The following is a 24,879-nucleotide window of genomic DNA, read 5'->3' as shown; positions in this document are numbered from 1 at the left end:
CGGACATCCGGGCAGCTAGAGGGGCAGGAATGCCGAGAGGTCCGCCCGAACGCCGCTCACCTGCACGCGACCGTCGGTGACCGCCTCCATCCACCCGATCCGCCCGGTGGCCACCTCCAACCAGGTCTGCGGAGACATCTCGACGACGTTCGGTGGGTTTCCCCTGGTGTGTCGAGGACCGGGAACGCACTGGATCGCACCGTATGGTGGGACGCGCACCTCCACCGATCGGCCGGGGGCGCGCTCCGCGAGGACGGTCAACAAGGACCGGACCGCCTCCCGGAGTACCGGCCGTTCGGGTGTACGACCCTCGTCAAGCGCCGACAAAGCCGCCGCTACGGCGGCGGACTTACTGTGCGGAGAGGACACGACGGGACGATACGACGCACAGGTGAAGCACCCGACTCTGGCCCTGGGTCGCGCCGATCCAGTCAGACAAGGCATAGTGGCCGACGGCGTATTCGTACCGTGATGATCCCCGGCCCGGCGCCCCGCCGGTCAAGGGAAGTCAGCCCGGAAGGCGGTGGACGTGTCAACACACCGACGTGCCTGGAAGCAGCGGGCCGGTGTGGTCGTAGCGCTGGTTGCCGGCGCTCTGCTCGCCGTCCCCGCCACACCAGCCCTGGCCGCACCCAACGTCACAAACGTCTCGGCCTCCCCAGGCACTGTCCAGGCCGGCGGCGAGACGACTGTGAGCTACAAGCTCAGCTTCGACGATCCGGTCGTGCCCGCCGACGTCACTGTCAGCTCTGACAACTCAAAGCTCCAGTGCGTCGATGGCTGCTCGCAAGGGAACGTGACCGAGGGCGGCACCTACACAGCCAAGTTCAAGCTGGCCGACGATGCCTCAAACGGGTCCGCCCGCATCACCGTCAAGGCTAGTGCTGGGCTCGGAAACGGACAGGGCTCGACCACGGTCAACCTCACGGCCAAGGCGGCCCCGCCGACGCCCCAGCAGAACCAGACTGTGAAGTCGGTCTCCGGCAAGGTCGTCAAGAAGGCCGACAACACCGCGGTGCCGAACGCCTTCGTGATCCTCCAGGACAGCGGCGGCCACCGCTACGACGCCATGAGCGACGGCAGCGGTAACTTCCGCTTCACCGGGAGCACCAGCGCCCCGATCACTCCCGGACGGATCGACCTGGGCGCGTCCTCCGACAACATCAAGGCGTTCAAGAGCTTCAACGCCAACGCCGGACAGTCCATCACCGGCCAGCGGATCAGCCTGGAGATCGGGGTCGCCGCGACGCCCAGCGCCACCCCGTCCGCCAGCGCCGAGGCCACTCCCACCGAGGAGGCGACCGAGGAGGGCACCGAGGAGGAGCCCTCCGAGGAGGCCAGCCCCGGCGCCGCGGCGAACGCCGGCAAGGAGGACGACGGCGGCGGCATCGGGTCGTACCTGATCATCCTGCTCGGCGGCCTGCTCGTCGCGGCCGGCGTCGGCACGATCGTGCTGCTCTGGATGAAGCGCCGCGAGAGCGGCGACGACGATGACGAGCCGGCGGCGGCCGGCGCGGCTGGCGCCGTGCCGGCGGCCCGGGGTGCCTTCCACGGGGCCGACGACCGGACCCGGGTGGTCAACCGCCCCGGGGGCGGGCCCGACCCGACCATGGTCGGCGGCGCGGCGCTGAGCGAGGCGCCGACGATGATGCACCGCCCGGTGGTCGACGACGTCCCACCGGACCCGTACGGAGCGCCTGCACAGCCCTACGGTGCGGCGGGCCAGCAGGGCTGGGGAGGCGCCGGCTACGGCGACGAGCCCGCCCCGGGCGGCTACGGCGCCGGCGGCTACGGCAATGCGCCCTCCTCGGGCGGCGGCTACGGCACGGCGGCAACGCCGGATGGCGGCTACGGCGCCGGCGGGGTTGATGGCGGCTACGGCGCCGGCCCAGCGGGGGACGCCTACGGCGCCGGCCCGGCAGGGGACGCCTACGGCGCCGCGCCCGGCTCGGGCGCGGGTTACGGCGGCGCGGCGGCCCCGAGTGGCGGCTACGGCAGCGCGCCCTCCTCCGGTGGTGGCTACGGCAGCCGTGACTACACGGCTCCGGCCGGTGCCGCGGGCTACCCGCCCGCTCCCGCCGGCGCGGCAGGCTACGGCGAGCGCTTCGACGAGCCGACCGGCCGGTACACAGGTGACAGCACTCAATACCCGGCACCCGCCGACCCGTACGCCACAGGCGTCTACCAGCCGGAGCAGGCTTCGAGCTACGGCCAGCCCGATCCGACGACCCCGTACGGCGGCGGTCGGACGGCGGAGCCGACCGGCGGCTACGGCCAATCGACGAGCGCGTACGACCAGGGCGGCTACGGTCAGCAGCAGGGCGGCGGGTACGACCAGGGCGGCTACGGCCAGGAGCCCCCGCAGCAACGCGGCGGCTACGACGACCGGGGCTACGACCAGGGCGGCTACGGCCAGCAGCAGGGCGGCGGGTACGACCAGGCGGGTTACGGCCAGGAGCCCCCGCAGCAACGCGGCGGCTACGACGACCGGGGCTACGACCAGGCGGGTTACGGCCAGCAGCAGGGTGGCCGGGCCCGGCCGGACGGTCCGCCGCCCACCGAGCGGGGCGGCCGACGCCTCGACTGGCTGGACGACTGACCGAACAGCATCCAACAAAGCAGCACCACGACAACGGCCGTCCGGAGATCCGGGCGGCCGTTCCGTTGCTGCCGCTGGTCGCCGAGCCCTCGATCACCGCACCGGCTCGTCGTGATCGACCCCGCCGTCCAGGAAGTCGGTGTGTCGAGGTGTGGCGGACGGCCTGCTTTCCAGGAAACCGAGTAATCACGCAGACAGACCGACGTGCGGCACCGCCCAGGCGCGGCGGCCGGCGACCCGCGTCGGTCAGGCGGCGGAGAACACGCCCTGGCGGAGGACCGGCACGACATCCGAAACGTCGACCCGGACGGCGATGTCGACGTCGGCGCCGAAGCCGCTCTCGGTCAGCTCCCGACCGGACACGCTCCCGCGCACCGCGGCGGGGACGTCCGGAGTGCTGGCCAGAGCGGCGAGCGCCATGGCCGCCTCCACGGAGAGGCCAGCCGGCACACCGGAAAGGGCGTCCAGCACGCTCGCCGCGCCGAGCTGATCCTCGACCGACGGCCGTAGCGACCCGTCCGGCCACCGCTCACCCGAGGCGATGACCCCGATCGGGGCGTCCGACGTGCCGTACCCCTGGCGGCGCAGCCAACGCCCGACGGCGCGGGAGTTGCGCAGGCACGCCGCGACCACCGGCAGCCCGGTGGCGCTGGCGGCGGCGCTGATCGCGGAGCCGTTCGGTGAGGGCAGCACCAGATCCGCCACGACGGGCGCGGCGCTCAGCGCGGCGGGCGACAGCGACCACGGATGGTCGGCCGTCACCAGGCGACGACCCACCGCGGCGACCGCGCCGACCCGGACTGCGTACTCGGCGGCCTGCTCACCCCACGGGAACGGGTGCACCCGCATGCCTCGGGCGACCGCCACCTCCACGGCGGTGGTGAACGAGAGCACGTCCACCACCACCAAAGCCGCGCAGACCCGGCCGAGTTCGGCCGCCCCGGTCAGGCCCCAGTCGAAGCGGGCGCCCGACCCGGGCTGGCCGTGGACGGCCGCCGCCAACGCCTCAGCGCTCGTCAGGCGACGGCTCGGCGGCACCGGGGTCAGACTCGGACGACTCACCCGGCTGCTCCGACCCGACCGGGTCGACGGCTCCAGTCTGCGGGGACGGACCGGCCGAGGCGATCGGCTCGGAGAGCACCTCCGACGCGTCCACCGGCTCGGCCGGGGTGCCCGGCAGCGGCACGCCCTCGACCGCGCCCGCCACGCCGGCGGCCGGTGCGGGCACCTCGACGGCGGCGGCGCCGCCGAAGAGACGCGGCAGCGTCTCGGTGTGCGCGGTCCGCAGCTCGTCCAGACCGATCCGGAACTGGCCGTGCACCTCCAGCGCGCCACCCGTCGGGTCGGTGACGCCGATCAGCTCGAACGGCACCCCCCGCTCGGCGCAGAGCGCGGCGAACGCCTTGTCGTGGCCACGCGGCACCGACACCAGCGCCCGCGTGGCGGACTCGCTGAACAGGTAGACGAACGGCATCGAGCCGCCGGCGAACTGCTCCGGCACGGCGATCCGGGCACCGACGCCACGCCGCAGGCAGGACTCGACCAGGCTTTGGGCAAGACCACCGTCGGAGAGGTCGTGCGCGGAGGCCAGGTGGCCGACGCGGGCCGCCTCGGCCAGCAGCTCGGCCAGCGCCTTCTCACGAAGGAGGTCGACCTGCGGCGGGATGCCGCCGAGGTGCTCGTGCGTCACCCAGGCCCACTCCGAGCCGGACAGCTCCACGTTCGTCTCGCCGAGCAGGTAGAGCTGGTCGTGGTCGCCACCGGGGCGCGGGACGAAGCCCATCGGCACCCGGTCGGCGACGTTGTCCAGCACGCCCAGCACACCTACCACCGGGGTCGGGTGGATGGGCGCCGCGCCGGTCTGGTTGTAGAAGCTGACGTTGCCGCCGGTGACCGGGATGCCCAGCTCCAGGCAGCCGTCCGCCAGGCCGCGCACGGCCTCGGCGAACTGCCACATCACACCCGGGTCCTCCGGGGAGCCGAAGTTGAGGCAGTTGGTCACGGCGATCGGCGTCGCGCCGGTCACCGCCACGTTCCGGTACGCCTCGGCCAGGGCCAGCTTGGTGCCGTTGTACGGATCCAGTCGGGCGTACCGGCCGTTGCCGTCCAACGACAGCGCCACGCCGAGCCCGGTCCGCTCGTCGATCCGGATCACGCCGCCGTCCTCCGGCTGGGCGAGCACGGTGTTGCCGAGCACGTAGCGGTCGTACTGCTCGGTGACCCAGGTCTTGTCGGCCAGGTTGGGCGACGCGATCATGCGCAGCACGGTCTCCCGCAGCGCCTCCGGGTCGGCCGGACGGGGCAGCGTCTCGGCCCGGTCGGCCTGGAGCAGGATCAGGTCGGCCGGCTCGCGCATCGGCCGGGCGTAGACCGGGCCGTCGTCGACAAGCGAACCCGGCGGCACGTCGACGACCAGGTGGTCCTGCCAGGTGATCAGCAGTCGACCGGGGCGGCCGTCCGGCTCCGGTGCGGTGACCTCACCGATCGCGGTGGCGAGGACGCCCCACTTCTCGGCGGTCTTGAGCACGGCGTCGAGCTTCTCCGGCTCGACGACCAGCAGCATCCGCTCCTGGGACTCGCTGGCCAGGATCTCGTGCGGGTCCATCGAGGGCTCGCGCAGCGGCACCCGCTCCAGCCAGACCCGCATGCCGGTGCCGGCTGCGGCGGCGGTCTCGGTGAGCGCGCAGGTCAGACCGGCGCCACCGAGGTCCTGGATGCCGACGACCAGTTGCCCGTCGTACAGCTCCAGGCACGCCTCGATCAGCAGCTTCTCGGTGAACGGGTCACCGACCTGCACGGCGGGGCGGCGTGCCTCGCTGCCCTCGTCGAAGGTCGCGCTGGCCAGCACCGACACGCCGCCGATGCCGTCCCGGCCGGTCTTGGCGCCCATCAGCACGACGACGTTGCCCGGGCCGGCGGCGGCCTTGTTCTGTAGCCGGCTGACCGGCAGCACGCCCAGGCAGAGCGCGTTGAGCAGCGGGTTGCCCTGGTACGAGGGGTCGAACACCAGCTCGCCGCCGATGTTGGGCAGGCCGAGGCAGTTGCCGTAGCCACCCACGCCTGCGACGACGCCGGTGAGCACACGGGCGGTGTCCGGGTGGTCCGCCGCGCCGAAACGCAGCGGATCCATGACCGCGATCGGCCGGGCACCCATGGCGAGGATGTCCCGGACGATGCCGCCGACGCCGGTCGCCGCGCCCTGGTACGGCTCGACGAAGCTCGGGTGGTTGTGCGACTCGACCTTGAAGGTCACCGCCAGCTCGTCGGAGACCTGCACGACGCCGGCGTTCTCACCGATGCCGGCGAGCAGGCGGTCGCTGTGCGGGGCCTTCTCACCGAACTGGCGCAGGTGCACCTTGCTCGACTTGTAGGAGCAGTGCTCGCTCCACATGATCGAGTACATGGCGAGCTCGGACTGGGTGGGTCGACGGCCGAGGATCTGTCGGATCCGGTCGTACTCGTCGTCGCGCAGGCCCAACTCGGTGTACGGCTGCAACTCGCCCGGGGTGCCACCGGCACGCGGCACGGTGTCCACTCCGTCGGTCCAGTCGGCGGTCGCCGGCCGGGCCGGAGCGGCTGCCGGGGCGGTGGGCTGCGCCAGCGGCTCGGTCGGCTGCGCCGGGGCGGAGTACGCCTCCGGTGTGTCCCGTACCGGGTCCGGATGGGTGGTCATGACCTCTCCTCGCTGCGCTCGTGCCCGCCTGAACGACTCCTCGCGTTCACGCCGGCGCCCCCACCAGGTGCTTGAGGACGGAGGTGAAGAAGCCGAGGCCGTCCAGCGAGGGGCCGGTGAGCGCCTCCACGGCGTGCTCGGGGTGCGGCATGATGCCGACAACGTTGCCGGCGGAGTTGGTGATGGCCGCGATGTCGCGCAGTGACCCGTTGGGGTTGCCGCCGACGTAGCGGGCCACGACCCGTCCCTCGGCTTCGAGCTGGTCCAGCGTCGCGGCGTCGGCGACGTAGCAGCCCTCGCCGTTCTTCACCGGGATGAGGATCTCCTGGCCGGGCTGGAACGCGTTGGTCCACGCGGTTCCGGCCGACTCGACGCGCAGGACCTGGTCCCGGTTGCGGAAGTGCAGGTGCTGGTTGCGGGTGAGCGCGCCGGGCAGCAGGTGCGCCTCGCAGAGGATCTGGAAGCCGTTGCAGATGCCGAGCACCGGCAGGCCACCCCGGGCGGCGTCCACGAGCGTCTCCATCACCGGCGCGAACCGGGCGATGGCGCCGCAGCGCAGGTAGTCACCGTAGGAGAAGCCGCCGGGCAGCACGACCGCGTCCACACCGTGCAGATCCGGGTCACCGTGCCAGAGCCGGACAGGCTCGGCGCCGGCGATCCGTACGGCGCGGGCCGCGTCCCCGTCGTCGAGCGAGCCGGGGAAGGTGACCACACCGACCCGGGCGGTCACGATCGGGCGTCCGCGGTCTCGTCGGTCTCGACCAGGCGGACGGTGAAGTCCTCGATGACCGGGTTGGCGAGCAGCTTGTCGGCGATCTCCCGGGCCCGGTCCAGGTCCGGTTCACCGGTGAAGTCGATCTCGATGCGCCGGCCGATCCGCACTGAGGCGACGTCGCTGACGCCGAGCCGGGGCAGCGCGTTTGCGACGGCCTGGCCCTGCGGATCGAGGATCTCGGGCTTGAGCATGACGTCGACGACGACGCGAGGCACTGGGCACTCCTGACTGTGTACGCAGTTGGGTGCCGACCCACAATGGGCGAGCGCAGCCAGCGTACCTGGCAGATACCGCCGCGGACGCACCGGCCGGGCGCAGTCCAGGCAGTGATCCACATAACCGGCGTCGGGGACGACCGACGGGGCGGGACAGGCGGCCCCACCAGGGCAGATACGGCACGCCGGGTAGCCGAATCGTTACATCGGTTGATCTCGATGACCTTCTTGAAAACGATGCTCGTCGGCCCTGCCACACATTGATATAACTTGATGTCCGTGCGGGTCGGCAGCGTCTACCGCAGCATCAGCACCGCGGCGGCGTCCCTGGCCGGCGGCAACCCGCCCGTCGGATCGACCAACTCGATCTACGGGTGGGGCATGACCTGCTACCGCGGCTGCTCCGCATCCAGCAGCTCAAGACGCGTACAACCGGGCCTGGATCACCTCGGTGGCCGGTGTCCGACCGTTAGCGCCCGCGCGGCGCGGATGGTCGACACCGTGCCTACCGTCCGCGCCGCGTCGTTTTGCAGCATCCGATCAGGTGAACACGGCACACGATCGGGTCGCGCAACTCCTGACAGCATCGGAACCGTGCTGGTCGTGACGACAGAGCAACTGCCCGGCTACGAGATCCGCCAGATTCTCGGTGAGGTGGTGTCATCAATGGCCAGGACGCGCAACCCATACCGCGAGGGGGTCAAGAACCTGCGCGGTGGCGCGTACGACCCGATGGCGCCGGACAACCTGACCCGCTGGCGCACCGACTCGGTGACCCGCCTCGGCGAGGAGGCCCTGCGGCTCGGCGCGAACGCGGTGATCGGCATGCGCTTCGACAGCCGCGACTGCGGTGAGATGTGGATGGAGATCTGCGCGTACGGCACGGCGGTTGTCGCCGTACCCAAGATGCCCGAGGTCATGCCGGCCGACCAGCCGGCGGTGGCGGCGGAGACCGCCACCGAGCCGGCCTTCGCGGAGTCCCTGGGCGGCATCGCCGAACCGGCAAGCGCCCCCAACCTGAGAACAGCAGCAGAAACCCCCACAGGCGAGTAACGCCCACCCCGCACCCACCCCGGTCAAGGCCGGTTGATCATGAAGTTATTGCCCTGCGCATCGGCGTGTCGCGGCAATAACTTCATGATCGACGGGGGGGAGGGGGAGGGAGGGAGGGGGTGGGGGGTTACAGGATTGGGGGTGGGCTGTAGGTTGCCGCCTTTGGGTGGGTTTCGACCACAGTGGTGATGCGGCGGGTTATCGCTTCCACCTGGGTCTTCGCTGCGCCTACGAAGGCGCTGCGGTCGGCTACCAGGGTGTCGATGTCGGCTCGGGACAGGCCGAGGCGGCCGTCGGCGGCCAGGCGGTCGAACAGGTCGTTCTCCGGGGCGCCCTTTTCGCGCATGGCCAATGCCACAGCGACCGAGTGTTCCTTGATCACCTCGTGTGCGACTTCCCGGCCGACACCGCGCCGGACCGCCGCCACCAGGATCTTGGTGGTGGCCAGGAACGGCAGGAACCGCTCCAGCTCCCGGTTGATCACCGCCGGGTACGCGCCGAACTCGTCGAGCACGGTCAGGAACGTCTGGAACAGCCCGTCGGCGGCGAAGAACGCGTCCGGCAGAGCCACCCGCCGAACCACCGAGCAGGACACGTCCCCCTCGTTCCACTGGTCACCGGCCAGCTCGCCGACCATCGACAGGTAGCCCCGGATGATCACCGCAAAGCCGTTCACGCGCTCCGACGAGCGGGTGTTCATCTTGTGCGGCATCGCGCTGGAGCCCACCTGGCCCGGCTTGAAGCCCTCGGTGACCAACTCCTGACCGACCATCAGCCGGATCGTGGTCGCCAGCGACGACGGTGCGGCGGCGGTCTGCGCCAGCGCCGACAGCACGTCGAAGTCCAACGAGCGCGGGTAGACCTGCCCGACGCTGTCCAGCACCCGCGCGAAGCCCAGGTGCTCGGCGACGCGCCGCTCCAACTCGGCCACCTTGTCGGCGTCGCCGTCGAAGAGGTCGAGCTGGTCGGCGGACGTGCCGACCGGGCCCTTGATGCCGCGCAGCGGGTAGCGGGCGATCAGATCCTCCAGCCGGTCGTACGCGATCAGCAGCTCCTCCGCCGCCGACGCGAAGCGCTTGCCCAGCGTGGTGGCCTGCGCCGCCACGTTGTGCGAACGACCGGTCATCACCAGCTCGGTGTGCTCGTACGCCAGCCAGGCCAACCGGGCCAGGGTGGCCACCACCCGGTCCCGGATCAGCTCCAACGAGGCGCGCACCTGGAGCTGCTCGACGTTCTCGGTGAGATCCCGCGAGGTCATCCCCTTGTGCACGTGCTCGTACCCGGCGAGCGCGCTGAACTCCTCGATGCGGGCCTTCACGTCGTGCCGGGTGACCCGCTCCCGCTCCGCGATCGAGGCGAGGTCGACCTGGTCGAGCACCCGCTCGTACGCCTCGACCACGCCGTCCGGCACGGGCACCCCGAGGTCGCGCTGGGCGCGGAGCACGGCGAGCCAGAGCCGCCGCTCCATCCGGACCTTCTCCTCCGGTGACCAGAGGGCGACCAACTCGGGCGAGGCGTACCGGTTGGCGAGCACGTTCGGGATCGTCACGGTCCCATTCTCCGGCACCGGCTGGCGGCGCGACCCGACGGGGGCCACACCCGACGAGCCTCGGATCCTGCTGATGCAGGAAGAAGCCATCAGGCGGACCGGCAGGACACCTGCCGGTCCGCCCGGCCCGGAGGGCACGCCGAGGCCGTGCCCTCCGGGTCGAGGCCTGCGAACCATCACCGACCGGTCGGGTTACTTCCCCGGAAGGGCGACTGCCGGGTCGAGGGCGATGGCCTTCAGCTGCTCAGCGGTCAGCGCGAACGCGTCCTTGGGGCCTTGGGAGTGGGACACCCAGACAAGGGAGCCGTCCTTCCGCAGCACCTGCACGTTCCGCTCGCTGCCGCCGGTCGTGTTGGTGGTGATCCGCCACCGTTCGCCGTTCGGCCCCTCGCCGGTCGTGCAGGCGTACGTCCTGGACTGTGGGCCGCAGGTCAGATCACCGGCGAGGCCGGAGCCCTCCCGCTCAAGCTGCACCGAGAAGAGCCCGCTGTGCCCGTCAACCGCGATAACCGCCTGGCCCCAGTACTTGTCGATGCTGTTGTCGCCACCGGAGCCCGTCCACTCATCCTCCAGGGCCGCTCTGGCTCCAACAGCCTTGACCCCGGGTGCCTGGGCGCGCAGGGCGGCGAAGACCGCCGTGTCGATCTTCCTCTGGACGTCCGGGGCGCTGGACTCGCCCGGCCTCGGTTCCAGGGGCGGTCGCACGGTCACGCCGGGCGGAAGGGGGCCAAGAGCCAGAGCGGGGTCGGATGCCACGGCAATCATCTGCCCGGCGGTCAGTGGCAGTTCACCCTGCCCTGGGTCGTTGTAAACCCGCATCGTGACCAGCGTCCCGCTTCGTCGAAGCAGGTTGACGTTGAGTTGATGCTCCCCCTTCCGGTCCTTCGCCTTGGCGTCGATGAAGGCGCGTTCGATGGTCCTGACCTGCGCTCCGTCCGGGCCGCTGGATTCCGCACACGCGTACTCGAACAGATCTGAGGGCCGTTCTTCCTCGCAGCCCGTCTCAGCGAAGATCTCCTCTCCCAGCCGCCAGACACGCGTGCTCACCTCGGCGGTCGAACCGCCAGCGCCAACGGTCGTCCACATCGAGTAGCTCTCCAGCGTGGTCTGGGGACTGGCGCCCACCTTCAGCTTCGGGATGTCTGGAGAGGCGGACTCCGGCCAGGTGAGGTTGGGGACCTCGCGGACGAGGGCGGCCACGAAGGAGTCCTCCAGGCGCTTCGCGTCCTCAGGGGTACCCGCCGCAGTGGTGATAGACGGCTGAACCACTGGTGCGACGTTCGGCGGGGCCGGTTCGGGCGGCCGGGGCATCATCGTGAGGGTGATCGCCAGCACCATCACCGCGCCCGCTCCGGAGGCACCCCAAGCGCGGAGCCGAGCGACTCTCCGCTGTCGATCGATCACCCGATCCATGTCGATCGAGGTCGGCGGGATTTCTCCAACGGCCTCTCTGAAAGCTGTCCGGTAGCTCACGCGCTCTCTCCGCTCAATGCCGAATCCACCGTCGCCAGCGTCCGAAGGCTTTCCAGACCCCGCGCGGCCTGGCTCTTCACCGTCCCTGTGCTGATCCCCAACGCCCGGGCGGTCTCCTCGACCGACAGGTCGCAGTAGAAGCGCAGGACCACCACCGCCCGCCGCCGCGGGGAAAGCTGCGCCAACAGGTCCAGGAGCAGTTCCCGGTCGGCCAGCGCCGCCTGCGGCAGGGCTACGTCGGCCTGCTCGGGCAGCTCGTCGGTGACCTTCTCGCGCCGCCACGGCCGGCGCCGCTCGTCCAGCCACGCGTTGGTCAGCATCCCCCGCACGTACGCGTCGACGTGTTCCATCGTCCGGACGCGCCGCCAGTGCTGGTAAAGCTTGCCGATGGTGATGGAGACCAGGTCGTCTGCGGTGTGCCAGTCCCGGCAGAGCAGGTACGCAGTGATGCGCAGGGGCTCCAACCGGGCGCTGACGAACTGCCGGTAGTCGTCCTCGTCGGCCCGATTCACCGCGCTGGACCTTGCGTTCGCCTCATGCCTGGGGAACGGAAAGAAGGGCCGGAAAGGTTGCTCGCCCAGCCGTAGCTCGACCGGCATCTCGTTGGCGCCATCAGGTCCACCTCGTCCGCGCGCCGGTGGTAGCCGTCCGGCGGGCACTTCTTCGTCTCATGTCCAGGGGACGAAGCGTCACGGCGGCGAGGTTGCCCGCCCGTCGGAGTTTCTGCCGTCGCTGACCCGACCCGTTGTCGTTGCGTTGCCCGACAGGGCGGACAGGAGACGGCGAATACGCCATGATCTGGTTTCTCCGGCCGATCCCGGCCGTCTCCCTTCGCTGTGAGAGACACCGTATGCGCACATCACGCCTCGTCGGGCTCGCGGCGATCGCGCTGCTCGGCGGCACGCTACTGCCGTCCGCTAGCCCCGCCCGCGCCGAGACCACCGTCCTGTACGTCAACAACCTCGTCCCCGAGCGCTGCACCGACACCGGTGTCGGCGCAGTCGACCAGCCCTTCTGCACCATCGGGGCGGCCGTCGCCAGAGTCGGCCCGGGCCAGACCGTGACGGTCGACGGCGGGCCGTACGCGGAACGGTTCAGCGTTCCCGTCTCCGGCACGGCGGAACGGCCGATCACCATCCTCGCGGGCGTGTCCGCCACCAACGGTTTCGTCCGGCTCACCGGGCCGACCGCCGGTGCCGTCGTCCACCACCAGAGCCACGTCACCATCAAGGGCTTCCGCATCGTCGGCACGATGGAGGCACCGGCCGTCGACATCGAGGACTCCGACGGCATCGTCCTCGACGATGTCGGCGTCAGTGCCACCGGAGCATCGACCCACCCCGCGTTCCGGCTGTCCGGAGTGACCGGAGTGACCGTACGGGGTGCCATCGGCGTCGGCACACGGCTTGCCACGGGCCTGTTCCTGGACGCGGCGAGCAGTGGGGTGACCATCACCAAGGCCACCTTCAGCAACAGCGACGCCGACGCCGGAGCGGGCGCGGGGATCGACGTCGAGGCTGCTGACACGAGGATCCTCGCGAGCACTGTGGCCGGCTTCCGTGGGGCGGCCATCGCCGTCCGGCCGGGTGCGATCGACACCGTGATCGCCAACAACCAGATCAACCGCGGCTACGGTGACGGCATCCAGATCCGGGGGGCGATCGGCACCGCCGTCAGCAACAACCTCGTGCAGGATCGCTGTGGCGACGGTGTCCGTGTCGACGGCACGTCCGACCGCATCTCGGTCCAGAACAACGTGGTCATCAGGAACGGCGGCCCCAACAACACGGGTCTCTGCGCGTCGTCCTCGACCGACGGCGTGGAGATCGGGGTGTACGCCGAGTCCCGCGGAAAGACTGTCGTCGACTACAACAACACCGGTAAGTCCACCGGCTACGCCTGGGACCGGCCGATGACCCTGGAGGAGTTCCACGCCGCCTCCGGACAGGGCGCCCACGACAGCTACGACTCCAGCGAGTGGGGGCGTGTCGACTCGGCGAACTCGGCTGCTCCTGGCTTCCCGGCGACGGACGTCCTGGGCCGCAGTCGCGGCGACGACCCGTCGAGGGCGAACACGGGAGCCGGGCCCGTCCCCTGGGCCGACCGCGGCACGCACGAATCGCTTCCCGCTCCGGTCGTGCTGGCAGCCCTGACCCAGGAGCCCGGGACCGGGTGGGTCACCGCGGACGCCTCGGCCACCCGGGCCGGCTTCACGCCCGTCGTGTCCTACCGGTTCGACTTCGGTGACGGGACGGTCGTGACCCAGTCCGGGCCGGTGGCCCGACACCAGTACGGCTCGCACGGGACGTTCCGGGTCACGGTCACCGCCACCCTCGCGGACACCATGACGGCGGCGAGGGCGTACAGCGTGAGCTTCCTACCCTCCGCCGGCACGATCGGTCTGCTGTCCCTGGCCCACAACCACTATCTCGGTGTCGGCAACGCGGCACACCAGAGCCCCGTTCTGGTCGCCGACCGCACGACCCTCGCGCCGGCCGATGCGTTCGACCTGGTGAACGTCGGCACCAACCAGGTGGCGCTGCTGGCCCACCGCACCGGCGCCTACGTGAGTCCGGACCTCTTGGCAGTCGACGTGCTCTCGGCGGGCAGTTCGTCGGTGGGCCCGAACGAGACGTTCACCGTGACCCGCTACACCGACGGCAGCTTCAGCCTCAAAGCATCCAACGGCCGGTACGTCAGCGTGTACAACCCCGGTGACGCGTTGCTCACCAGCACCTATGCGGTCACCTTCGCGGAGAGGTTCCACCGGGTGAACCTCGCCGACGCCAACCGGACCCTGCGGACCGCGACCGTCAAGCGGTTCGTGACCGCCGACACCGCCGCGTCGAAGCCGCTGATCGCCAGCAGTTCCGTCCTCGACAAGAACCAGCGGTTCGACTTCGTCGATCTCGGCGACGGCAAGGTGGCGTTGTTCGCGCACGCCAACAACCGCTTCGTCTTCGCGCCGAACGCCGGCGCCCTGCCGCTGATCAACGCCAGCGGCCTGGTCAGCCCCTGGGGGACGTTCACGCTGGTCCGCAACACGAACGGGACGGTCAGCCTCAAGGCGACAGTCAACAACCGTTACGTCAGCGCGGGCCTGGGGTCGTCACCATTGACCGCCGACCGCACCTCGATCGGCTCGGGCGAGCGTTTCGTCCTCAGCTGATCCACCACGCGCCGGCGCCCGTCACGACGATCCGTGGCGGGCGTCGGCCGTCGGGGCGGTTCAGCGCTCCAGGATCGCCGTCACGCCCTGGCCGCCGGCCGCGCAGATGGAGATCAGCCCGCGTCCGCTGCCCTTGGAGGCCAGCAGCTTGGCCAGCGTGGCCACGATCCGGCCGCCGGTGGCGGCGAACGGGTGCCCGGCGGCCAGCGAGGAGCCGTTGACGTTGAGCCGATCGGTGTCGATCGCGCCCAACGGAGCGTCCAGGCCGAGCCGGTCCTTGCAGAACTCCGGCGACTCCCAGGCGGCGAGGGTGGCCAGCACCTGCGAGGCGAACGCCTCGTGGATCTCGTAGTAGTCGAAGTCCTGCAACGTCAGCCCGGCACGGGCCAGCATCCGCGGCACCGCGTACGCGGGGGCCATCAGCAGCCCCTCGTCGCCGTGTACGAAGTCCACGGCGGCCGTCTCCGACCAGCTGAACCAGGCAAGCACCGGCAGGCTGTGTTCCCGCGCCCACTCCTCCGACGCGAGCAGCACTGTGGACGCGCCGTCGGTGAGCGGCGACGAGTTCCCGGCGGTCATGGTGGCCTGCTCGGCGTCCGGGCCGCGGGTGCCGAAGACCGGCCTGAGCGCGCCGAGCTTCTCCAGGGTGCTGTCGGGGCGGAGGTTCTGGTCGCGGGTGAGCCCCAGGTAGGGCGTCATCAGGTCGTCGAAGAAACCCCTGTCGTACGCGGCGGCGAGCCGCTGGTGCGAGCGCAGTGCCAGCTCGTCCTGCGCGCGCCGTTCGATCTGCCACTGCACGGCGGTACGGGCGGCGTGGTCACCCATGGACAGGCCGGTACGCGGTTCGGCGTTGCGCGGGATCTCCGGCTTGAACGGCTGGAGCGGGCGCAGCTTCGCGGCGATCTTCACCCGCTGGCCGAGGGTCCGGGCCGAGTTCAGCTTGAGCAGTGTGCGCCGCATGTCCTCGTTGACCGCGAGCGGCGCGTCGGAGGTGGTGTCGACACCGCCGGCGATGCCGACGTCGAGCTGACCGAGGGCGATCTTGTTGGCGACCAGGATGGCCGCCTCCAGGCCGGTGCCGCAGGCCTGCTGGATGTCGTACGCGGGGGTGTGCGGGTCGAGCCGGGAGCCGAGCACCACCTCGCGGGTGAGGTTGAAGTCGCGGGAGTGCTTGAGCACCGCGCCGGCCACCACCTCGCCGACGCGTTGCCCGGCCAGCCCGTAGCGGGCGATCAGGCCGTCCAGCGCCGCGCCGAGCAGATCCGCGTTGGACGCGTCCGCGTAGCGGGAGTTGGAACGGGCGAAGGGGATGCGGTTGCCCCCGATGACCGCGACCCGCCGGATGCTCTGCACGATCCGCCTCCTCGACAAGTGTTGCTCGAACCCTACTCGCCAGTAGGCTACGCCCATGACCGACAGGTACGCGAGCTTCGTCCAATCGGCCGCCGGCCGCGCGCTGGTCAAGCGCCTCGGGCTGCCCGACCCGCCGCGACTGCGCCGACACCACCCCGGCGACCCGCTGCTGACCGGGCCGGCCCTGCTCGGCGCGGCCGGCGGGGGCCGGCTCGTCGAGCCGGTCACCGCGATCCTGACCGCCGCCGGGGTCGAGCTGCGCGACACCGGCGCGGCCGCACCGCAGGACCGCTTCGGCGCCCTGGTGTTCGACGCAACCGGCATCACCGACTCGACCCAGCTGCGTCAGCTCTACGACTTCTTTCACCCGCAGGCCCGGGCGCTGCTGCCCAGCGGCCGGGTGATCGTGCTCGGCACTCCGCCGAGCGAGTGCCCGGCGCCGCGCGAGGCGACGGCACAGCGCGCCCTGGAGGGGCTGGTCCGCAGCATCGGCAAGGAGTTCGGTCGGGGCACCACGGCACAACTCGTCCAGGTAACTCGCGACGCCAACGGCACGAGCCTCGAATCGACAGTCCGATTTCTGCTCTCCGGCCGGTCCGCGTACGTCTCGGGGCAGGTGATCCGGGTGGGTGCCGGCCCGGCGAGCGCCCCGGCCGACTGGGACCGCCCGCTGGATGGGCAGGTCGTGCTGGTCACCGGGGCTGCCCGGGGCATCGGCGCGGCCCTCGCCCGGGTCCTCGCCCGCGACGGCGCACAGGTGGTAGCCCTGGACGTCCCGGCGGCCGGTGACGCCCTCGCCGCGGTGGCGAACGACATCGGCGGTACGGCGGTGCAACTCGACCTGACCGCGCCGGACGCGCCGACCCGGCTCGCCGACCACCTGGCAAGCCGACACGGCCGGGTCGACGTGGTGGTGCACAACGCCGGCATCACCCGGGACAAGACGCTCGGCCGGATGGACGCCGACCGGTGGGACCAGGTCATCGACGTCAACCTGTCCAGTCAGGAGCGGATCAACGACGTGCTGCTGGAGCGGGAGCTGATCCCGGCCGGTGGCCGGATCATCGGCGTCTCCTCCATCGCCGGGATCGCCGGTAACCGGGGGCAGACCAACTACGCCACCAGCAAGGCCGGCGTGATCGGCTTGGTCGACTCGCTCGCCCCGGCCCTGCGCGACCGGAACATCAGCGTCAACGCGGTGGCCCCCGGCTTCATCGAGACCCGGATGACCGCGCGCATCCCGCTTGTGGTCCGCGAGGCGGGCCGACGGATGAACAGCCTGGCGCAGGGCGGTCTGCCGGAGGACGTGGCCGAGACGATCGGCTGGCTGGCCTGGCCGGCCAGCGGCGGGGTCAGCGGCAACGTGGTCCGGGTCTGCGGCCAGAGTCTGCTGGGGGCGTGATGGCGAAAAGGAGAGAGCCCGCGAGGGAACCCGACGACCTGTCGGTCCACGACCTGATCGAGGGCCCGACCGAGATCCTTTCGCGGGAGATGCTTGACGCGATCCGCCGGCCGGAAGCGGCCGGCACCGACCCGAGCGTCGAGCAGACCCATGACCTGACCGCCTCGGCAGCCGAGGTGACAGGTGACCTCGGCGGCGACGGTCCGGCCGGAACGGGCGGCCGGACGCGCGTCGAGCTGCCCCGGATGCCCGCGCCCGGCGCGCTGTACCGGCGGGCCGCGCTCGGCACGCTGCCCGGCCTCGGCGGTGGACGGCGCGGGGCCGACCTGCCGGCGGTCGAGTTCGCCGTGGCAGGGGTGCGGATCGACCGGGCGCACCTGGCCGACTACGACCGGGTCTGCGGTTTCCGGCTCGCCGACCGGCTGCCCGCGACGTTCCCGCACGTCCTGGGCTTCCCGCTGGCCCTGCGGCTGATGACCGCGCCGGGCTTTCCCCTTCCGCTGATCGGCCTGGTGCACGTCGGTAATCGGATCACCACGCGCCGCCCGATCACCGCCGACGAGACCCTCGACTTCACGACGTACGCGGAGAACCTGCGTCCACACGACCGGGGGCGGCAGGTGGACGTGGTGCTTGTCGGCTCGGTCGACGGCGAGGAGGTGTGGCGCGGCGTCTCGACGTACCTCGGTCGGGAGCGCAGAGCCGATGCAGGGCGCGACCGGGGAGAACGTCCCACGGCACCGGCCGCCACGGCGCGCTGGCGGGTGGAGCCGCGCGTCGGCACGGAGTACGCGCGGGTCTCCGGCGACCACAACCCGATCCACACCTCCCGGCTCGGGGCGCGGCTGTTCGGCTTCCGCCGGCCTATCGCGCACGGCATGTGGAGCAAGGCGCGCTGCCTGGCCGCGCTGGAGACCCGGCTGCCGGACGCCTGCACCGTCGAGGTGGCGTTCAAGCTGCCCGTACCGCTGCCGAGCACTGTCAACTTCACCCTCCTGCCGGACGGCGGGTTCGCCCTGCACGACTCGCGCGGCCGACCGCACCTGGCGGGTCTCGTGCGCTGACGCGCGGCCAGCCGGCCCCGTGCGCTGACGAGCGCCCCCTTGGCAGGGGCACTCGCATGCGCTAAGTTGTTCTCACAACGAGATGTTCTCAGAGTGAGAGAGACGCGATGAACGAGCAGGAGTTCCTGGCCGCGTACGACCCGCGGGACTACCCGTCGGTCGCCGTGACAGTCGACGTGGTGGCCCTGACCATCCGCGACGACGCGCTGCACCTGCTGCTGATCCGGCGCGGCGAGGCACCCTTCGCCGGCCACTGGGCGCTGCCCGGTGGGTTCGTCCGCCCCGACGAGGACCTGACCGCCGGCGCCCGACGGGAGCTGGCCGAGGAGACCGGCCTCGGCGGGGAGGGGCTGCGCCGCGTACACCTGGAGCAGTTGGGCAGCTACGGCGCTCCCGACCGTGACCCGCGGATGCGTGTCGTCTCGATCGCCCACCTCGCGTTCGCCCCCGACCTGCCCGACCCGGCCGCCGGCACCGACGCCGACGAGGCGATCTGGCTGCCGGTGACCGCGCTGACCAGCAGGCAGCTCGCCTTCGACCACGGCCGGATCATCGACGACGCGTTGGAGCGGGCCCGGTCCAAGCTGGAGTACACCCCGCTCGCCACGCGCTTCCTGGCCGCCGAGTTCACGATCAGCGAGCTGCGCGCCGTCTACGAGACGGTCTGGGGTCACGCGCTGCACGCCGGAAACTTCCACCGCAAGGTGCTCTCCGTCCCGGGCTTCGTGGAGAGCACGGGCACCAGCACCGAGCGCGGTGGTTCCCGGGGTGGCCCCCGCGCCCGGCTCTACCGGGCCGGCGACGCCCGCCTGCTGCACCCGGCGCTGCTGCGCCCCGCCCGTGAGGAGACGGTGCGATGAGGGCGACCGAGGCCATCGGCCTGGTCGCGGCGGCCCGCACCGACGCCGACCTGTTCGGCGCGGACCAGCCGGCCCGCCGCTACCGCGAGCTTGTCGCGGCCCTGCACCCCGACCGCCTGCCGACCGACCCTGCGGTACGCGCCGAAGCCCTCGACGCGTTCGTCCACGTCACCACCCGGTGGCAGGCCCGGCGGGTCACCGTCCTCGGCGACTACCGGCTCGGAGCCCCGGCCCACTCGGGTGACCTGGCCGACCTCTACGACGTCGGTGCCGACCGGCTGCTCAAGCTCCCCCGACGACCCGCCGACAACGACCTGATGGCCCGCGAGGCACACGCGCTGCACACCATCGCCGAGCGCGGCGACCCGCGTTACCTGCCGTACGTGCCCCGGCTCGTCGACGAGTTCCCGCACCGCGACGCCGCCTCCGGTGCCGAACGGCGGATCACCGTGCTCGCCACCGCGCCCGGCCTGCACGACCTGGACGAGGTGCGGCGCGCGTACCCCGACGGGTTGGACGCCCGGGACGTGGCCTGGATGTGGCGGCGGCTGCTGGTGGTGCTCGGCCTGGCCCACCGGGCGGGCCTGGTGCACGGCGCGGTCCTGCCGCGACACGTGCTGATCGAGCCGGACGCCCACGGCGTCGTGCTCGTCGACTGGTGCTTCTCCGCGGCCGTGGGCAGCACGATTCCGGCCCTGGTGCCCGGCCAGGAGGACTGGTATCCGGAGGAGGTCCTCCACAGGCGGCCCTGTGGCCCGGGCACCGACATCGCCATGGCCAGCCGCTGCATGAGCTGGCTGATGGGGCCGCGTGCGCCCCGCGAACTGCACACCTTCGCGCGGGGTTGCCGGCAGCGGCACCTGGACGGCCGGCCCGACGACGCCTGGCGTCTGCTGCGCGAACTCGACCAGGTGCTGGACCGGCTCTACGGGCCACGCACCTTCCGACCCTTCACCCTCACCCCCTAAGGAGCTGTCATGGGCAGTGGAATCTGGTCCACCGACGTGTACGACGCCGCCGACCGCTACCGGCGATCCACCGGCCGCAGCGCGTTCTCCTACAGCGACAGCGGCGCGCGCACCGTGCACCCCGCGCTCGACCCCCGCGACGCGAGCCGGGAGAGCCGCGACTCCGACGAGCACCCGCAGTCGACGCCCATCGCGGTGCTCTTCGACGTGACCGGCTCGATGCGCAGGGTGCCGCGCGCCCTGCAGACCAAGCTGCCGCAACTGCTCGGGCTGCTGCAACGGCAGGGCTACGCCAGCGACCCGCAGATCATGTTCGGCGCGATCGGCGACGCCACCTGCGACCGCGTGCCGCTGCAGGTCGGCCAGTTCGAGTCGGACAACCGGATGGACGACGACCTCGGGCGGATCGTGCTGGAGGGCGGTGGCGGCGGGCAGATGAGCGAGTCGTACGAGCTGGCCCTGTACTTCATGGCCCGGCACACCGTCACCGACAACTGGGAGAAGCGCGGCCGGCGCGGCTACCTGTTCATCATCGGCGACGAGCTGGCGTATCAGCAGGTCAAGGCCCGTGAGGTGGCCGGCCTGATCGGCGACGACCTGGGCGAGGACGTGCCGCTGCGGCAGGTCGTCGACGAGGTGACGCGCCGCTGGGACACCTACTACCTGCTCCCGGCCGGCAGCCACTACGCCGGCAACGCCACAGTGCTCGACTTCTGGCGGGACCTGCTCGGGCAGAACGCCGTCGTGCTCGACGACCTGGACGCGGTCTGCGAGACCATCGCACTCACCATCGGGCTCGGCGAGCAGGCCATCGACCTGGACGAGGGCCTGCGCCACCTGGACCACGCCGGTTCCAGCGCCACCGGCACCGTGTCGAAGGCCCTGGCCCGCCTCGGCCGGGGACGGCGAGCCGAGGTGTCCACGCTGCCGGCGTTCCGCGACACCACCGGCGGGGTGAGGAGGCTGTGAGGCACGTGGCGGTGGTCGACCTCGGCTACGGCGACGCCGGCAAGGGCACGGTCGTGGACTGGCTCTGCGCCACCCGCCAGGTGCACACGGTGGTCCGCTTCAACGGGGGCGCGCAGGCGGCGCACAACGTCGTGCTGCGCGACGGGCGGCACCACACGTTCGCGCAGTTCGGCGCGGGCACGTTCCACCCCGGTGTCGGTACGCACCTGTCCCGGCACGTGGTGGTGGACCCGCTGGCACTGGCCGCCGAGGCCGACCATCTCGCCACGGTCGGGGTGCCCGACGCGCTCGACCGGCTGACCGTAGACGGGGAAGCGCTGCTCGCCACCCCGTATCACCGGGCCGCCAACCGCGCCCGGGAGATCGCCCGGGGGGCCGACCGGCACGGCTCCTGCGGGCTGGGGGTGGGCGAGGCCGTCTCTTACGGTCTCGCCCACCCGGACGACGCGCCCCGGGTCGCCGACTGCCGCAGCCCGGGTCTGCTGCGCCGCCGACTGACCGTCCTGCGGGACCGGCTGACCGCCGAGCTCGGCCCGCTGGACGCGCCTCCGGTCGAGGACTGTCTGCCCGCGTTCACCGGGTTCGCCGGGCGGGTCGCCATCGTCGACGAGAGCTGGCTCGCCGGGGCGCTGCGCGCCGGCACCTGCGTCTTGGAGGGCGCGCAGGGCGTGCTGCTCGACGAGTGGCACGGCTTCCACCCGTACACCACGTGGAGCACCACCACGTTCGCAAACGCCGACAGCCTGCTCGCCGAGGCGGGGCTGACCGGCGACCTGACCCGGCTCGGGGTGCTGCGGATCGTCACCACCCGACACGGCGCCGGCCCACTGGTGACCGAGGACCCGGCCCTGCCGCTCGCCGACCCGCACAACCCGACGAACCCCTGGCAGGGCCGTTTCCGGTTCGGCCACTTCGACGCGGTCGCCCACCGGTACGCCCTCGCCGCGGCCGGCGGCGTCGACGGCCTGGCGCTGACCCACCTCGACCTCGCCGGCCCCGACCTGCGGATCTGCCGCCGCTACGACACCACCGACCGGCTCGACCCCGGCCCGGCCGGGGATCTGGACCGGCAGGCCGCGCTCACCGCGCGTCTGCTGCGCTCGCGGCCGGTGTACGACGAGCCACCGACGGACTGGGCCGAGGCGATAGGCACGGAGCTGGGCGCACCCGTGGTACTGACCTCACACGGCCCCACCGCCGACGACAAGACCCCGTGCGGTCCACTGCTCGCCCCACCCGCCCTGGTGCACGCCGACTGACAAGTCGGGGCCGTGATCCGGCGACTCGCCCACCGGGTAGGTCGCGCCCGGCAAGCATGGGGGCATGGACGCCCTGCTCGACCTCCTCCGTGGGACGGTCACGTCGCCGTGGGTCTACCTGGTGATCTTCGGGCTCACCGCGGTCGACGCGTTCTTCCCCGCGGTGCCGGGCGAGGCGGCGGTGATCACCGCGGGGGTGCTCTCGGCGAGCGGGGGGCATCCCAGCCTGACCCTGGTGATCGTGACCGCCGCCACCGGCGCGCTGATCGGCGACCACGTCTCGTACGCCATCGGGCGGGGCGGGGGCGCCCGCCGACTGGCCCGCCTCCCCGACGGCAGCCGCCGGCGGGCCAGCTCCGAGTGGGCCCGTCGGGCCGTGGACCGGCGCGGCGGAGTCATCCTGACCACCAGCCGGTACGTGCCGGGCGGGCGGACCGCCGTCACCCTCACCATGGGCGCGGTGCGCTATCCCCGCCGGTCATTCCTGCTGTACGACAGCATCGGCGCGATCACCTGGGCGCTGTACTGCGGACTGCTCGGCTACTTCGGCGGGTTGGCTTTCGAACGCGATCCGGTGAAGGGTCTGCTGGTCGGGGTGGGAATCTCGGTGGTCGTCACGTTTGGGCTGGAGGGGATCCGGTGGCTACGTCGCAGGGTCCGCCGCCACGCCTCCTCCCGCCACTGACCCCGCGCCTGTCACAGCAGGTCGGCGTCGTACACCAGGATGGCCAACTGCACCCGGTTGCCGGCGTGGAGTTTCGCCAGCGACCGGCTGACGTGTGCCTTGACGGTTGCCTCGCTCATCGTCAGCCGCCGGGCGATCTCCGCGTTGCCGTGCCCGCGCGCCACCTCCCGGACGATCGCCAGCTCCCGCTCGGTCAGCGGTGCGAGCCGCGCACGGGCCGCGTCCCGGCGGTCCGGACCGCGCTCGGCGAACGAGCTGATCAGACGCCGGGTCACCGTCGGGGCGAGCATCGCGTTCCCGGCGGCCACCGTGCGAACCGCGGCGGCCAACTCGCGGGGCGGGGTGTCCTTGAGCAGGAAGCCGACCGCGCCGGCCCGCAGCGCCCGGTGCACGTACTCGTCGAGGTCGAAGGTGGTCAACATGATCACCTTCGGGCCGACGGCGACCACCTCGGGCGCGACGGTCAACCCGTCGATGCCCGGCATCCGCACGTCGAGCAACACCACGTCGGGGCGTAACCGCTGGGCCTGCTCCAACGCGCCAGCGCCGTCCGCTGCCTCACCGACGACCGTGATGTCCTCCGCCGCTTCGAGGATCAGCCGCAGCCCGGCACGGAGCAGTTGCTCGTCGTCCACCACCACCACCCGGATCACGCCGCACCCGCCAGCGGGATCAGGGCCCTGACCAGGAAGCCGCCGTTCACGGGAGTCGCCTCCAACCGGCCGCCGAGCAGCTCCACCCGCTCCCGCAGCCCGAGCAGCCCCTGCCCGGCACCGGGCAGCGTCGACCCGCCCTCGGACGGGCCGTTGCGGACCAGCACCTCCAGCCCGTCGGGCAGGTAGCGCAGGCAGACGGTCGTCTCGGCGTCGGCCGCGTGCTTGCGCACGTTGGTCAGCGCCTCCCGGACCACCCGGTACGCGGTACGCCCCAGCGTCGCGGGCAGTGCCGTCGGCACGCCCTCGTCCCGCCGGGACACCCGCAGCCCGGCGGCACGGGACTCCCCGATCAACTCGTCCAACGTGTCGAGCCCTCGCTCCGGCGTCACGGCCGGTCCGGCCTGGCGCAGCACACCCAGCACCTCGCGCAGGTCGGTGAGCGCCTGCCGGCCGGTCGTCCGGATCAGCGCGGCTGCCTCGACGGTCCCCGGGTCCACGGCGGTCACCTCCAGCGCCCCGGCATGCACCACCATCAGCGAGACCCGGTGCGCCACCACGTCGTGCATCTCCCGGGCGATCCGGGTCCGCTCCTCGGCGCGGACCCGGTCGGCGCGGGCCTCCTGCTCGCGTTCCAGCCGCTCGGCCCGGTCCCGCAAAGCGGCGAGCGTGTCCTGGCGGGCCCGCACCCAGAGACCGAAGACCAACGGAAGCCCCACCAGGCAGGCGGCGAGCAGCAGCACGTTGCCGGTGGCGGCGGTGGTGATCCGGCGTACGCCACCCACCGCCAGCCCGACCAGCACCCCGCCGGTCAGCACCAGGGCCGCCCCGGCGAGGTAGCCGGCGAGTTGGCGACCGCGCAGCCGCAGACCCGCCTGGTACGAGGCCAGCACCCCGGCGGCCGCCGCGGCGAGCACCAACCAGCCGACCGCCGCGGCCAGGAACAACGGCCAGCGACGGGTCCGGACCGTGCCGGCGGCCCACGCGGAGCCCAGCGCGATCGGCAGTACGACCGCGCCCGGCAGAGGCGAGCGGACACCGATGTCCCCGGTCGCGCTGGCCCAGACGGCTACGGCGACCAGGACGGCGAGCAGCGGCGGGGCGTACCGATGGACGACCTGCCGGAGAGCGACGGCGCTGGATGCCACCCAGCGAGCCTA

The 24,879-nt window shown here is 72.0% G+C and carries 21 protein-coding genes and 1 pseudogene; 11 read left to right on the top strand and 11 right to left on the bottom strand.

Annotated elements, in window-relative coordinates; all coding sequences use genetic code 11:
• Window positions 1–15: 15 nt before the first annotated feature.
• A complete protein-coding gene (locus AB0K10_RS08170) occupies window positions 16–369 on the bottom strand; it encodes a sterol carrier family protein (RefSeq protein ID WP_363681131.1) in 354 nt (117 codons plus the stop codon).
• A 160-nt stretch (window positions 370–529) separates the two neighbouring features.
• Here AB0K10_RS08170 and AB0K10_RS08165 point away from each other — a divergent pair, with 160 nt between their 5' ends.
• Window positions 530–2,599, top strand: a complete 2,070-nt coding sequence (locus AB0K10_RS08165) for a hypothetical protein (protein ID WP_363681129.1) — start codon at window positions 530–532, stop codon at window positions 2,597–2,599.
• A 246-nt stretch (window positions 2,600–2,845) separates the two neighbouring features.
• Here AB0K10_RS08165 and AB0K10_RS08160 read toward each other — a convergent pair whose 3' ends face one another.
• From AB0K10_RS08160 to purS, 4 genes are read right to left on the bottom strand one after another with little or no spacing between them, the layout of a single operon-like run.
• Window positions 2,846–3,601 carry a 2-phosphosulfolactate phosphatase gene (locus tag AB0K10_RS08160; protein ID WP_363681427.1) on the bottom strand — a complete coding sequence of 252 codons (756 nt, stop codon included), beginning with the start codon at window positions 3,599–3,601 and terminating at the stop codon, window positions 2,846–2,848.
• Between the two features lie 4 nt (window positions 3,602–3,605).
• Window positions 3,606–6,272 (bottom strand): phosphoribosylformylglycinamidine synthase subunit PurL, encoded by a 2,667-nt coding sequence (gene purL / locus AB0K10_RS08155; protein WP_363681127.1) that lies wholly within the window; start codon window positions 6,270–6,272, stop codon window positions 3,606–3,608.
• A 46-nt stretch (window positions 6,273–6,318) separates the two neighbouring features.
• The gene (gene purQ, locus AB0K10_RS08150; protein ID WP_363681125.1) at window positions 6,319–7,002 is read right to left on the bottom strand and encodes a phosphoribosylformylglycinamidine synthase subunit PurQ; all 684 of its coding nucleotides are present in this window, start codon (window positions 7,000–7,002) and stop codon (window positions 6,319–6,321) included.
• Entirely contained in the window at window positions 6,999–7,262 is a 264-nt protein-coding gene (gene purS, locus AB0K10_RS08145; RefSeq protein ID WP_007454310.1) for a phosphoribosylformylglycinamidine synthase subunit PurS, read from the bottom strand. The genes purQ and purS overlap by 4 nt, the downstream gene beginning before the upstream one ends.
• A 303-nt stretch (window positions 7,263–7,565) precedes the next feature.
• On the opposite strand from purS, the pseudogene AB0K10_RS08140 reads away from it, so the two are divergent.
• Window positions 7,566–7,676, top strand: a pseudogene (locus tag AB0K10_RS08140) (peptidase S1); the annotation flags it as partial.
• A gap of 75 nt (window positions 7,677–7,751) precedes the next feature.
• Window positions 7,752–8,315 (top strand): YbjQ family protein, encoded by a 564-nt coding sequence (locus tag AB0K10_RS08135; protein WP_363681425.1) that lies wholly within the window; start codon window positions 7,752–7,754, stop codon window positions 8,313–8,315.
• Between the two features lie 127 nt (window positions 8,316–8,442).
• Here AB0K10_RS08135 and purB read toward each other — a convergent pair whose 3' ends face one another.
• The 3 genes from purB to AB0K10_RS08120 form a co-directional block, all read right to left on the bottom strand.
• Window positions 8,443–9,864 (bottom strand): adenylosuccinate lyase, encoded by a 1,422-nt coding sequence (gene purB, locus AB0K10_RS08130; protein ID WP_363681123.1) that lies wholly within the window; start codon window positions 9,862–9,864, stop codon window positions 8,443–8,445.
• A gap of 192 nt (window positions 9,865–10,056) precedes the next feature.
• The gene (locus AB0K10_RS08125) at window positions 10,057–11,337 is read right to left on the bottom strand and encodes a hypothetical protein (RefSeq protein WP_363681121.1); all 1,281 of its coding nucleotides are present in this window, start codon (window positions 11,335–11,337) and stop codon (window positions 10,057–10,059) included.
• Window positions 11,334–11,849, bottom strand: coding sequence for a SigE family RNA polymerase sigma factor (locus tag AB0K10_RS08120; protein ID WP_363681119.1), 516 nt, complete (start codon window positions 11,847–11,849; stop codon window positions 11,334–11,336). The genes AB0K10_RS08125 and AB0K10_RS08120 overlap by 4 nt, the downstream gene beginning before the upstream one ends.
• A 338-nt stretch (window positions 11,850–12,187) precedes the next feature.
• Between AB0K10_RS08120 and AB0K10_RS08115 the strand changes: the two genes are divergently transcribed.
• The gene (locus AB0K10_RS08115) at window positions 12,188–14,506 is read left to right on the top strand and encodes a right-handed parallel beta-helix repeat-containing protein (RefSeq protein WP_363681117.1); all 2,319 of its coding nucleotides are present in this window, start codon (window positions 12,188–12,190) and stop codon (window positions 14,504–14,506) included.
• A gap of 60 nt (window positions 14,507–14,566) precedes the next feature.
• On the opposite strand, the gene AB0K10_RS08110 is transcribed toward AB0K10_RS08115, so the two are convergent.
• Window positions 14,567–15,859 (bottom strand): acetyl-CoA C-acetyltransferase, encoded by a 1,293-nt coding sequence (locus AB0K10_RS08110; protein ID WP_363681116.1) that lies wholly within the window; start codon window positions 15,857–15,859, stop codon window positions 14,567–14,569.
• Window positions 15,860–15,914: 55 nt separating this feature from the next.
• Here AB0K10_RS08110 and AB0K10_RS08105 point away from each other — a divergent pair, with 55 nt between their 5' ends.
• The 7 genes from AB0K10_RS08105 to AB0K10_RS08075 all read left to right on the top strand — a co-directional run bounded on the left by AB0K10_RS08105 (window position 15,915) and on the right by AB0K10_RS08075 (window position 23,066).
• Complete coding sequence (locus tag AB0K10_RS08105) at window positions 15,915–17,261, top strand: 3-oxoacyl-ACP reductase (RefSeq protein WP_363681114.1); 1,347 nt, start codon at window positions 15,915–15,917, stop codon at window positions 17,259–17,261.
• Window positions 17,262–17,506: 245 nt separating this feature from the next.
• Window positions 17,507–18,325 carry a MaoC/PaaZ C-terminal domain-containing protein gene (locus AB0K10_RS08100; protein ID WP_363681423.1) on the top strand — a complete coding sequence of 273 codons (819 nt, stop codon included), beginning with the start codon at window positions 17,507–17,509 and terminating at the stop codon, window positions 18,323–18,325.
• Window positions 18,326–18,432: 107 nt separating this feature from the next.
• Window positions 18,433–19,185: an NUDIX domain-containing protein gene (locus AB0K10_RS08095; RefSeq protein ID WP_363681112.1), complete on the top strand. Its 753-nt coding sequence runs from the start codon at window positions 18,433–18,435 to the stop codon at window positions 19,183–19,185.
• Complete coding sequence (locus tag AB0K10_RS08090) at window positions 19,182–20,153, top strand: serine/threonine protein kinase (protein ID WP_363681110.1); 972 nt, start codon at window positions 19,182–19,184, stop codon at window positions 20,151–20,153. Before AB0K10_RS08095 ends, AB0K10_RS08090 begins: the two co-directional genes overlap by 4 nt.
• 9 nt (window positions 20,154–20,162) lie before the next feature.
• The gene (locus AB0K10_RS08085; protein ID WP_363681108.1) at window positions 20,163–21,122 is read left to right on the top strand and encodes a hypothetical protein; all 960 of its coding nucleotides are present in this window, start codon (window positions 20,163–20,165) and stop codon (window positions 21,120–21,122) included.
• Window positions 21,119–22,381: an adenylosuccinate synthetase gene (locus AB0K10_RS08080; protein WP_363681107.1), complete on the top strand. Its 1,263-nt coding sequence runs from the start codon at window positions 21,119–21,121 to the stop codon at window positions 22,379–22,381. The genes AB0K10_RS08085 and AB0K10_RS08080 overlap by 4 nt, the downstream gene beginning before the upstream one ends.
• Window positions 22,382–22,445: 64 nt before the next feature.
• Window positions 22,446–23,066, top strand: coding sequence for a DedA family protein (locus tag AB0K10_RS08075; RefSeq protein ID WP_363681105.1), 621 nt, complete (start codon window positions 22,446–22,448; stop codon window positions 23,064–23,066).
• Window positions 23,067–23,077: 11 nt separating this feature from the next.
• Here AB0K10_RS08075 and AB0K10_RS08070 read toward each other — a convergent pair whose 3' ends face one another.
• Together AB0K10_RS08070 and AB0K10_RS08065 are read right to left on the bottom strand one after the other, a co-directional pair.
• On the bottom strand, window positions 23,078–23,719 hold the full coding sequence (locus AB0K10_RS08070) for a response regulator transcription factor (RefSeq protein ID WP_363681103.1): 642 nt from the start codon (window positions 23,717–23,719) through the stop codon (window positions 23,078–23,080).
• Entirely contained in the window at window positions 23,716–24,867 is a 1,152-nt protein-coding gene (locus AB0K10_RS08065) for a histidine kinase (RefSeq protein ID WP_363681101.1), read from the bottom strand. Before AB0K10_RS08065 ends, AB0K10_RS08070 begins: the two co-directional genes overlap by 4 nt.
• Between the last annotated feature and the right edge of the window lie 12 nt (window positions 24,868–24,879).

Origin of the sequence: Micromonospora sp. NPDC049274, from assembly GCF_040678875.1 — a bacterium.
Taxonomy (GTDB): Bacteria; Actinomycetota; Actinomycetes; order Mycobacteriales; family Micromonosporaceae; genus Micromonospora.
The sequence above is the reverse complement of the archived record's forward strand: the minus strand, read 5'-3'. Positions and strand labels throughout refer to the sequence as shown.

What these genes read in the sequence shown, in the direction of transcription:
- purL (WP_363681127.1), bottom strand. Translation starts at nt 6,272, where the DNA reads ATGACCACCCATCCGGACCCGGTACGGGACACACCGGAGGCGTACTCC.
- AB0K10_RS08135 (WP_363681425.1), top strand. Translation starts at nt 7,752, where the DNA reads ATGGTCGACACCGTGCCTACCGTCCGCGCCGCGTCGTTTTGCAGCATC.
- AB0K10_RS08115 (WP_363681117.1), top strand. Translation starts at nt 12,188, where the DNA reads ATGCGCACATCACGCCTCGTCGGGCTCGCGGCGATCGCGCTGCTCGGC.
- AB0K10_RS08105 (WP_363681114.1), top strand. Translation starts at nt 15,915, where the DNA reads ATGACCGACAGGTACGCGAGCTTCGTCCAATCGGCCGCCGGCCGCGCG.
- AB0K10_RS08100 (WP_363681423.1), top strand. Translation starts at nt 17,507, where the DNA reads ATGCCCGCGCCCGGCGCGCTGTACCGGCGGGCCGCGCTCGGCACGCTG.
- AB0K10_RS08095 (WP_363681112.1), top strand. Translation starts at nt 18,433, where the DNA reads ATGAACGAGCAGGAGTTCCTGGCCGCGTACGACCCGCGGGACTACCCG.
- AB0K10_RS08090 (WP_363681110.1), top strand. Translation starts at nt 19,182, where the DNA reads ATGAGGGCGACCGAGGCCATCGGCCTGGTCGCGGCGGCCCGCACCGAC.
- AB0K10_RS08085 (WP_363681108.1), top strand. Translation starts at nt 20,163, where the DNA reads ATGGGCAGTGGAATCTGGTCCACCGACGTGTACGACGCCGCCGACCGC.
- AB0K10_RS08075 (WP_363681105.1), top strand. Translation starts at nt 22,446, where the DNA reads ATGGACGCCCTGCTCGACCTCCTCCGTGGGACGGTCACGTCGCCGTGG.